The sequence below is a fragment of the Variovorax sp. WDL1 genome, assembly GCF_001541225.1.
Lineage (GTDB): Bacteria > Pseudomonadota > Gammaproteobacteria > Burkholderiales > Burkholderiaceae_C > Variovorax.
This window is the reverse complement of the sequence record NZ_LMTS01000256.1, coordinates 20,982-31,008: the sequence shown is the minus strand read 5'-3', so window position 1 is coordinate 31,008 and position 10,027 is coordinate 20,982. Positions and strand designations below refer to the sequence as shown.

Annotated in this window: 10 protein-coding genes; 9 read left to right on the top strand and 1 reads right to left on the bottom strand. The window is 68.0% G+C overall.

The window, feature by feature from the left end; genetic code table 11:
• Positions 1 to 336: 336 nt before the first annotated feature.
• Entirely contained in the window at positions 337 to 846 is a 510-nt protein-coding gene (locus APY03_RS32245) for an alpha/beta fold hydrolase (protein WP_068683647.1), read from the top strand.
• 3 nt (positions 847 to 849) lie between these two features.
• The gene (locus tag APY03_RS32240; protein WP_068683645.1) at positions 850 to 2,166 is read left to right on the top strand and encodes a tetratricopeptide repeat protein; all 1,317 of its coding nucleotides are present in this window, start codon (positions 850 to 852) and stop codon (positions 2,164 to 2,166) included.
• A 20-nt stretch (positions 2,167 to 2,186) separates the two neighbouring features.
• Here the strand turns inward: APY03_RS32240 and APY03_RS32235 are convergent, their stop codons facing one another.
• Complete coding sequence (locus APY03_RS32235; RefSeq protein ID WP_068683643.1) at positions 2,187 to 2,462, bottom strand: hypothetical protein; 276 nt, start codon at positions 2,460 to 2,462, stop codon at positions 2,187 to 2,189.
• A 158-nt stretch (positions 2,463 to 2,620) separates the two neighbouring features.
• On the opposite strand from APY03_RS32235, the gene APY03_RS32230 reads away from it, so the two are divergent.
• The 7 genes from APY03_RS32230 to APY03_RS32200 all read left to right on the top strand — a co-directional run bounded on the left by APY03_RS32230 (position 2,621) and on the right by APY03_RS32200 (position 9,862).
• Positions 2,621 to 4,204: an MFS transporter gene (locus tag APY03_RS32230; RefSeq protein WP_068683641.1), complete on the top strand. Its 1,584-nt coding sequence runs from the start codon at positions 2,621 to 2,623 to the stop codon at positions 4,202 to 4,204.
• A 169-nt stretch (positions 4,205 to 4,373) separates the two neighbouring features.
• Positions 4,374 to 5,222 carry an STAS domain-containing protein gene (locus APY03_RS32225; RefSeq protein ID WP_068683639.1) on the top strand — a complete coding sequence of 283 codons (849 nt, stop codon included), beginning with the start codon at positions 4,374 to 4,376 and terminating at the stop codon, positions 5,220 to 5,222.
• A gap of 3 nt (positions 5,223 to 5,225) precedes the next feature.
• Positions 5,226 to 5,600 (top strand): STAS domain-containing protein, encoded by a 375-nt coding sequence (locus APY03_RS32220; protein WP_068683637.1) that lies wholly within the window; start codon positions 5,226 to 5,228, stop codon positions 5,598 to 5,600.
• A complete protein-coding gene (locus APY03_RS32215; RefSeq protein ID WP_068683635.1) occupies positions 5,590 to 5,994 on the top strand; it encodes an anti-sigma regulatory factor in 405 nt (134 codons plus the stop codon). Before APY03_RS32220 ends, APY03_RS32215 begins: the two co-directional genes overlap by 11 nt.
• Entirely contained in the window at positions 5,985 to 7,004 is a 1,020-nt protein-coding gene (locus tag APY03_RS32210) for an ATP-binding SpoIIE family protein phosphatase (protein ID WP_068683633.1), read from the top strand. The genes APY03_RS32215 and APY03_RS32210 overlap by 10 nt, the downstream gene beginning before the upstream one ends.
• Before the next feature lie 24 nt (positions 7,005 to 7,028).
• A complete protein-coding gene (locus APY03_RS32205) occupies positions 7,029 to 7,898 on the top strand; it encodes a sensor histidine kinase (protein ID WP_232324493.1) in 870 nt (289 codons plus the stop codon).
• Positions 7,895 to 9,862 carry a hybrid sensor histidine kinase/response regulator gene (locus APY03_RS32200; RefSeq protein ID WP_068683629.1) on the top strand — a complete coding sequence of 656 codons (1,968 nt, stop codon included), beginning with the start codon at positions 7,895 to 7,897 and terminating at the stop codon, positions 9,860 to 9,862. The genes APY03_RS32205 and APY03_RS32200 overlap by 4 nt, the downstream gene beginning before the upstream one ends.
• The last annotated feature ends 165 nt before the right edge of the window (positions 9,863 to 10,027 follow it).

Genomic DNA, 10,027 nt, shown 5'->3' with positions numbered 1-10,027 from the left:
GCGGCAGCCGTAGTCACAGCGGACGGCGTGCTGCAGGCAGCGAGCACGCAAGGAAGCACCCCCAAGATCAGTCGATTCATCTGATGTCTCCTGTTTGGTCTTGCCCCTGTCCTCGCTGAGAGGGGCCGCCATGGTATGCCTGCGCTCTCGGGCCAGTCAAGCCGGCGCGCCCGGCTGCTGCCTACACCCGGATAACAAACAGAAAACAAAGACCGGCGGCCCCGAAACACCCGCGATACACCCGCGGACGAGACTCTTGCATGTCGACATGCGCACGCTCATCGTGCAGCGCCACTTGTCCCGGTCCGTCTCGAACCCGCACCTGAGGAAGCCTCGATGAAACCCACCCTTCGCCAGATCCAGCTCCCCGGCCGCGTACGCATCGAGTTCGCCGAACAGGGCAGCCGCACCGGCATGCCGGTCATCGCGCTGCACGGGGTCACCGACTCATGGCGCTCCTTCGAGCCGGTGCTGCCCCACCTGCCATCCGAGCTGCGCGCGATGGCGCTCACGCAGCGCGGCCATGGCGACAGCGACAAGCCGGCCGGAGGATACCGGCCCGCCGACTTCGCCGCCGACGTGGCGGCCTTCATGGACGCGATGGAGATCGAGCGTGCGGTGATCGTCGGCCACTCGATGGGAAGCGTCAACGCGATGCGCTTCGCGATCGACCACCCGTCCCGGGTCGCCGGCCTGCTGCTGGCCGGCACCATGCCGTGGTTCGGCCGGCCGCCCGAGCTGATCGCCTACCACCGCGACCAAGCCGCAGCGCTTCGCCCTCGACCTGAGCCGCTTTGTCGTCTCGACCGCCGTCGGCGCGGCGACCGCCTGATTTCGGAGGACTAGACCATGACCGTTCTGATCGACACCCTGGGACACCCGGTGAGCGGTGCCACCGCCGCCGCGATCGACCACTACGAACAGGCCGCGAACGAGATGCGCTGCCTGGTCGGCGACCCGCTGGCGACCATCGACCGCGCACTCGCCGAGGCGCCGGGCATGTCGATCGCGCACACGCTGCGAGCCTGGCTGCACCTGCTCGGCACCGAGGCGCAGGCGCTCGCGACCGCGCGCGAGGCGGGCGAGGCCGCGGCGCGCCACGCCGGAACCGATCGCGAGCGGATGCATGCGCGCTCCGCCGCACTCGTCGCCGCCGGCCGCTGGCGCGACGCCGCGCGCGTGCTGGAGGACCTGTCGGCGCAGCACCCGCGAGACCTGCTCGCGCTGCAGGCCGGCCACCAGGTGGACTTCTTCACCGGCGATTCGCGCATGCTGCGCGACCGCATCGCGCGCGTGCGGCCGCACTGGAACGACGCGATGCCCGGCCACCATGCGGTGCTCGGCATGCACGCCTTCGGGCTCGAGGAAACCGGCGACTATGCGCAAGCCGAGCGCACCGGGCGCCGGGCGATCGAACTGCAGCCGCGCGACACCTGGGCCTGGCACGCGGTGGCGCATGTGCACGAGATGCGCAATGCGCCGAAGGACGGCATCGCCTGGCTCGAGCCGAATGCGGCGCACTGGTCGCGCGACAGCTTCTTCGCGGTGCACAACTGGTGGCACCTGGCGCTGTTCAAGCTCGAGCAGGACCGGCACGACGAGGTGCTCGCGATGTACGACGCATCGATCGGCGGGCCGGGCTCCGCGGTCGTGCTCGACATGATCGACCAAAGCGCAATGCTGTGGCGCCTCGCGCTGCGCGGCGTGGACGTCGGCGACCGCTGGCAGCCGCTGGCCGAACGCTGGGCGCCGCATGCCACCGCGGGCCACTACGCCTTCAACGACCTGCACGCGATGATGGCCTTCGCGAGCGCCGGCCGAGTCGACCTCGCCGCGCAGTTGCGCGAGACACAGCGCGCCGCGCTCGCCGGTGACGGCGACAACCGCGCCTTCACCGCCGAGGTGGGCGAGCCGGCGACCCGCGCCGTGCAGGCCTTCGTGGCGGGCGACCATGCGACGGTCGTCGCGCTGCTGCGGCCGATCCGCTCGAGCGCCCATCGCTTCGGCGGCAGCCACGCCCAGCGCGACCTGCTCGACCTGACACTGGTCGAGGCGGCGCTGCGCAGCGGCGATCGGCCACTCGCAACGGCGCTGGCGGCCGAGCGGGCCGCGATGCGACCGTCGAGCCCGCTCGCCCAGCGCTTCGTCGCACGGGCCGCGGCGTAAAGGCGGCTTGCTTTTGCGGCTTACTTTTCCTTGGCCGGAGTGACCGAAACCTTCGGCACTTCGATCACCTTCTCCTCGGACTTCACCGTCGGAACCGTGACGGTCTTTTCTTCCTTCGTCACCTTCACGTCAGGCGTCGTCACGTCGTACTTCGGAAGCGTCACGTCGCCGGCCTGCTTCTTCTCGACTTCGTACTTGGGCACCGTCACGTTCCCATCGGCCGTCTTCTTCACGTCGCACGCTGCAAGCGTCACGATGGTGCCGATGGCGATGGCGATGGTTGCGATGGCTTTCATGGAAATCTCCGTTTGAGTTGTTGCTCCCGGAGCATCGCCAGCGTGGGATACGGCGGGCTGTAAGACCGCACCGTGTCGTCCCCGAGGCGCGTCAGCTCAAACGGTGTCGTCTGCTCGGCATCCCGCACGCCCGACCAAAATCAGGCAAGCTTCCCCCGATGTCCTCCGCGCCCCACTCCCTCTGGTCGCCGTTGCGTCTGCCTGCATTCCGGGGCCTGTGGACCGGCAGTGCCATCTACTTCACCGGCAACGCCATGCAGGTCATGGCGGCTTCGTGGCTCATGGTCGAGCTCACGGGCTCGTCCTTTCTCGCTGCGTTGGTGCAGACCGCCGTGTTCCTGCCCATGTTCCTGCTGGCACTGCCCGCCGGCGTGCTGGCCGACACCACCGACCGGCGGCGGCTCATCCTGAATGCGCTGGCCGTCCAGGTGGCCGTCGTCATCGTCCTGTCGCTGCTTGCATTGGGCGGATGGGCGGGGCCGGCGACCTTGCTGCTCTTCACCTTTGCCGCCGGCTGCTGCACGGCGCTGCTGTCGCCCGCCTGGAACACCAGCGTGGCCGACACGGTGCCGCGCGAGGACATGCCGCAGGCCATCACCGCGATGTCGATCGCCTGGAACAGCGCGCGGGCCCTGGGCCCGTCGATCGCGGGCTTCGTGTTCGCATGGCTCGGTGCAGGCTGGGTGTTCGTGCTCGCGGTGGCGAGCGCGCTGTTGATGATGCAGGCGGTGCGGCGCTGGCCCCCTGCACCGCATGCGCAGTCGCCCCTGCCGGCGGAGCGCCTCTGGAGCGGCACCATCGCCGGCCTGCGCTATGCGAGGCACTCGCCGATGATCCTGGCGCAGCTGCTGCGCACCGTCGCCTACAGCGGCACGGGCTCTGCGCTGTGGGCGCTGCTGCCGGCCATCGCCGCGCAACAGCTCGATCTGGGCGCTGCCGGATTCGGCTTCCTCATGGGGTGCCTGGGCACCGGCGCGGTGGCTGCAGGCCTGGTGCTGGGCAGGTTGCGCGCGCGCCTGGGGCTCGAGCGGCTCGTCGCCCTGGGGTGCATGGTCTTCGCGGCCGTGATGCTCATCGCCGCGTTCGTGCGCATCCCCGTCGTGGTCTTCGTGGCACTGGCCATCGGCGGTGCCGCGTGGATGGCAGTCATGGCCACCTTCAACACCGCCACCCAGTCCAGCGCACCGCCCTGGGTGCGTTCGCGGGCCGTGGCACTGCACACCGTCAGCGCGCTGGGCTCGTTCGCCATCGGCTCGGCATTCTGGGGCGCGGTGTCCGGCATCGCCGGGCTGGCGATTGCGCTCAGCCTCGCTGCCGCCGCCATGGCGGCAGGCGTCTTTCTGGCGCGCTGGCTGCCGCTGCGCATGGGCGCTTCGCCGGAGGTCACGCCCGTCGCGCTCTGGGAGGACCTTTTCATCAAGGACCAGCCGCTTCCGGACGACGGCCCGGTGTCGGTCGAGATCGGCTACCGCATCCGCCCCGGCGAGGCAGCGGAGTTCCTGAACGCCGTGACGCAGCTGCGCGCCTCGCGACGCCGCGATGGAGCGACCCTGTGGCGCGTGTATCGCGACCTCGGGGATCCGTCGCGCTATGTCGAGCGGTTCATCGTCGCGTCGTGGGCCGACTACCTGCACCAGCGCGCTCGGGCCACGCTGGCTGACCAGGAGGTGGAGGCTCGGGTACGGATGTTCCTGCGCGAGGGGGAGGTGGTGACGATGCAGCACTACATCGCCGAGCGATGAGTGATGTCGCCGTGCCGGCCGACGACCGGTTCCGGGCGGGGACGGATGCAGGCGCCTTGGCCGGGAGAGTGTGTACGATGCAAACCGAAGACTTAACGCCCCCAGTTGGGCCAAAGCGCCAGCGCATGGCCATGGCCCCCATTCCCCAAGCAAGTACAAAAGGAAAGTAATGCAAAGCGAACATCGGACGGTGCTCGACGTCCTGGTCGAAGAGGAGCCCGCGATCATCGAATCCTGGCTCGGCGAAGCCAAGGCAGACCCCAGCACACGCCCGGCCATGCAAGTCGAGGCCGGCGCGATCATTCGCGGGCTGAAGGAAGCGCTCGACGCCGGCGGCGATGCCGAGCGCTTCGACGGTCCCGCCTGGGAGTCCGTGCGCGGCACCTTGGCCGATCTCTCGCGATCGAGGGCGGCGCGGGGCCAGTCCGCGGGTGACACGAGCGCGTTCGTGCTTGCATTGAAGAAGCCGATGTTTGCATCCGTGCAGAAGCGCCTGGCACAGCGACCGCAGGAGCTGGTACCCGCCATATGGGCGCTGTCGAACACCGTCGACAAGCTGGCGCAGCACACGGCATCGGTCTACCAGCTGGCACGGGAAGACGTCATCCGGCGCCAGCAGGAAGAACTGCTCGAACTCTCGACCCCTGTCGTCAAGCTCTGGGAAGGCGTCCTCGCCGTCCCGATGATCGGCGTGCTCGACAGCGGCCGCACCCAGATGGTGATGGAGGCCCTGCTGCAAAGGATCGTCGAGTCCGGATCTGCCCTGGCCATCATCGACATCACCGGCGTCCCCACGGTGGACACGCTCGTGGCGCAGCACCTGCTGAAGACCGTCTCGGCCATCCGGCTGATGGGGGCCGATTGCATCATCAGCGGGATTCGCCCGCAGATCGCCCAGACGATCGTGCACCTTGGTATCGACCTGCAAGGCGTCAGCACCAAGGCCACACTGGCCGACGCGCTCGCGCTGGCCCTGAAGCAGAACGGCTGGCGCGTCACCCGGGACCAGGACGCCTGACCGATGGACCGCATTCCCATTCTCCGCATGGGAGAAACGCTGCTCGTCACCATACAGGTGGACATGCAGGACCAGACCGCCTTGACGCTCCAGGACGATCTCGCGGGACAGATTGCCAAGACAGGCGCCAGCGGCGTGATGATCGACATCTCGGCACTGGAAATCGTCGACTCCTTCGTCGGCCGCATGCTGACCAGCATCTCCGGCATCGCCCGGATCCTGTCGGCCACCACCGTGGTCGTCGGCATGCAGCCCGCAGTGGCCATCACGCTCGTCGAACTGGGCCTCTCCCTCGAAGGGGTCCGCACGGCGCTGGACGTGGAGCGCGGCATGGAACTGCTGCAAAAGGCGCGGCAGGGGAAGACACTTGGACGCTGATCCGACAGGCACCTTGCCGCTCAAGTCCGAGCAGCACATCGTGGCGAGCCGCCAGGTGGTCCGCCAACTGTGCCAGTCGCTGAAGCTGTCGCTGGTCGACCAGACCAAGATGATCACCGCCGCGAGCGAGTTGTCGCGCAACACCCTGATCCATGGCAAGGGCGGCCAGATGCGCTGGGAGTTCGTCGAGCGCAATGGCAGGCGGGGCTTGCAGCTGCACTTCGAAGACCAGGGGCCTGGCATCGAAGACCTCGAGCTTGCGCTGACCGACGGCTGGACGAGCGGCAGCGGCATGGGGCTCGGCCTGCCCGGCAGCAAGCGGCTGGTCAATGACTTCGACATCCAATCGGTGCCCGGCCGAGGGACACGAGTGAGCATCACGAAGTGGAAGTAGCTGCCGGCTGGACCCACAAGGCATTTCCGATCGATGATCCGAGTCGAGTGGGCGAAGCGCGCCGGCATGCAGCGCAACTGGCCCACGAGGCGGCATTCGGCGAGGTGGATGCGGGTCGCCTGGCGCTTGTCGTCACCGAACTCGGCACCAATCTTTCCCGGCATGCAAGCAAGGGGCGCCTGCTGGTTGCTGCCCGGCCTCACAGCGGCGACATCGAGGTGCTGTCCATCGACGAAGGACCTGGCATCGCCGATCTCCAGCGCGCCATGCAGGATGGCCAGTCGTCTGGCAGCACGCCCGGAACAGGCCTGGGCGCAGTGCGCCGGCTCGCCTCGGACTTCGACATCCATACGTCGGTGCCGGCGGGCACGATCTGCCTGGCACGCGTGCGGAAGTCGGGGTTCAAGGATGCGGCTGCTTCCGCCGAGTTCCTGATCGGCGCCGTCTGCCTGCCAGTGGCCGGCGAAGCAGTCTGCGGAGACGGGTGGGCCGCCGCCATCGACGGGACACGGCTCGGTCTCCTGGTGGCCGATGGCCTTGGCCATGGGCCGGAAGCGGCCAAGGCCTCCCTGGCCGCCACGTCGGTTTTTTCGAAGCATCCCTTCGAGGGCTTGCGCGAGACCCTCCAGCGCGTCCACGTCGCCCTGAAGACGACGCGTGGTGCGGCCGTGTGCGCGCTGTCCATCGATGCGCAGGCATCGACGGTCGGCTACATCGGCGCGGGGAACGTGGTGGGGCGCGTCGTGTCGGGTGTCTTCGACAGGTCGCTCGTCACGCAGCACGGCACGGCGGGCGTGCAGATCCGCAAGCCCGAACAGGCCTCGATGGAGTTGCCGCCGCATTCGCTGGTGATCGTCCACAGCGACGGCATCGACACACGCTGGAAGAGCGCCCGGATCGCGGCCGCCCTGCAGTCGGACCCTGCAATCGTCGCGGCGATCCTTTTGCGAGAACATACGCGTCATCGCGATGACGCCACGGTCGTGGTCGTGCGGCGAAAGAGGTACTGAATGCCGAGTGAACCAGATTCCGCCATGCAGCCGGTTGCCGAGCTGGAGGAAGCCCTCAGGGCCAGCCGTCGGGAGGCCGCCGACCTGCAGGCCGAGCTCGAGGAGACCAACCGCGGGGTGGTCGCGCTCTACGCCGAACTCGATGCGCAGGCCGAGCAGCTGCGCCAGGCCACCGAACTGAAGAGCCGCTTCCTGGCCTACATGAGCCACGAGTTCCGCACCCCCATCAGCGCGATTCGCAGCATCACCCGCCTGCTGAGCGACCGCGTGGACGGGCCGCTGACCGACGAGCAGGAAAGGCAGATCCGCTTCATCGAGACCTCCGCCACCGAGTTTGCGGAGATGGTCGACGACCTGCTCGACCTGGCCAAGATCGAGGCCGGCCGCGTCGAGATCTCGCCGGCCTGGTTCGAGATGGTCGACTTGTTTTCCGCCCTGCGCGGCATGTTCAAGCCCCTGCTCACCAATGCCGACACGGCATTGATCTTCGAGGAGCCGTTGGAGTTGCCGCGCCTCTACACCGACGACCGCCGGCTGTCGCAGATCCTGCGCAACTTCATCTCCAACGCATTGAAGTTCACGCCGCGTGGCGAGGTCCGCGTCTCGGCGGTGCGCCTGGATGACGACAACGTCCGGTTTTCCGTGTCGGACACCGGCATCGGCATCGCGCCCGAGCACCATGCTGCGGTCTTCGACGATTTTGCGCAGGTCGACTCGCCCGTCCAGAAGCGCCTGCGCGGCACCGGCCTGGGCCTGTCGCTGAGCAGGCGCCTGGCCCACCTGCTCGGCGGCGAGGTGGGTATCGAAAGCGAACTGGGCAAGGGTTCGGTGTTCTTCGTCACCGTACCGGTGCAGTTGCACAAGGCAGAAACGGCGCTGGAGTCACCGAAGTGATCGAGTCCGTCATCAACACTTCCATCGACCGCAGCCGCCACCGTGTGGCGGTGGTGGACGACAACCCGGCCACGCGCTATGCCACGGCCCGCGTCATTCGCGCGGCGGGGTTCCAGACCGTGGAGGCCAGCACCGGCCAGGAAGCGATCGAGCTTTCGCGGCAGCACGTTTCCGCGATCGTCCTCGACGTGCACCTGCCCGACCTCAATGGCTTCGAGGTCTGCCGCGCCATCCGGGCCGATCGCGCGACCCATACGCTGCCGGTCATCCACCTTTCGGCCGCATTCATCCGCAACGAAGACAAGGTGGCCGGGCTGAATGCCGGTGCCGATGCCTACCTGGTGCACCCCGTCGAGCCGCCCGTGCTCATCGCAACGTTGCAGGCCCTCATCCGCGCCCGGCTCGCGGAAGAACTCCTGCGCCGCAGCGAAACGCGCTTTCGCGCCATCTACAACCAGGCGCCGACCGGCATGGCGCTGATCGACAGCGCCGGCAACTTCGTGGACGTCAATCCGGCCCTTGAAAGAATGCTCCAGCGCCCAGCTGCGTCGCTGCACGGCAAGCCCGTCAGCTCCATTGCGCCGGAGGAATGGGCCGCCTTCGCGCAGGAGAAGGCGGTCGGCGAGGCGCGCGACGGAGTCACCTGGCAGGGCGAGTTCCCGCTCTTGCGTCCCGATGGGTCTGCCGTGCGCCTCGAGTGGACGCTGGCGAACGAGATCGAGCCGGGCATCAGCCTGGGCATAGCGATCGATGTGTCCGGACGCCTCGAGCTCGAGCGCAGGCAGGCGGAACTGCTCGAGCGCGAGCAGGCGGCGCGCCTGGTTGCCGAACGCCACAGCCGCACCAAGGATGACTTCATCGCTGTCCTGTCGCACGAGCTTCGCAACCCGCTCAACGCCATCGCGGGGTGGGTGCACCTCCTGCGCACCCGGACCGGGACGCCGGAGTTGCTGCACAAGGGCCTGGAAGCGATCGACCGCAGCGTCAAGGCACAGGCACTGCTCATCGCCGACATCCTCGACGTTTCCCGCGTCAGTTCTGGCAAGCTTCGCCTTCGCAGGGAATGGATCGACCCGCGTGCACTGGTCAACGGATCCATCGACGCATTGGCCACTTCTGCCGCAGCCAAGGGGCTGGAGATCCGCTTCGATGCCCAGGGCGCGGTCGAACCGGCCTGGCTCGATCCCACGCGCTTCCAGCAGATCGTGTGGAACCTGCTGTCGAATGCCATCAAGTTTTCCAACCGCGGCAGCTGGATCCAGGTCACGCTGCTGCGTGACGGAGACCGCCTGACCTTGAAGGTGCAGGACTTCGGCCGGGGCATCGAGAAGGAGTTTCTCGGCCGCTTGTTCGACCGCTTCTCCCAGAGCGACTCGCCCGACAACCGCTTGCACGGAGGGTTGGGCCTGGGCCTGTCCATCGTCAAGAACCTGGCAGAACTGCATGGTGGAGTCGTGACCGCGGCCAGCCGCGGACTGGGTGAAGGCGCGACCCTGACGGTGGAGCTGATTGCCGTCCCGCCTGCCGATGCGGATGACCTCGACAAGCGCGTCGAGAGCTCGGCCTCCGACCAGGATGGACGGCTTCTCGATGGCCTGGAGGTGCTGGTCGTGGAAGACAACGTCGACGCCAGCGAAATCCTGAGCGTCGTGCTGACCGACGCGGGTGCCAGGGTTCGCGTGGCGGCGGACTATGTGAGCGCACTGCAACTGAGCGACCAGAAGTGGCCCGACATCCTCGTCAGCGACATCGGCCTGCCGGGCAGGGATGGCTACGATCTCATCCGGCAGCTGAGGCACCTCGGGGAATCGAACGCACAGCCCAAGTTCTTCGCTGTCGCGCTCACCGCGTTTTCGAGGCCGCAGGACCTTGAGCGATCCATCGAGGCCGGATTCGATGCGCACCTTGCCAAGCCGCTGCAACCGCACGCGCTGATGACCTTGCTTCGAGCCCGCGCCGGCTGACCATTCTGGCGAAGGTCAGCCCCGGCCTCCAGCGGCCCTCGACAGGCGATTCGGTGCTGGCCCAGATCCGCTCGCCCGCCAGCAGTCGAGCGAGTGCCGAGGCCTCGACATGCCGGCCGTCACTGTAGCCTGCGCGGCGACGAGAAGGCCGCGATCCGGCGGCGC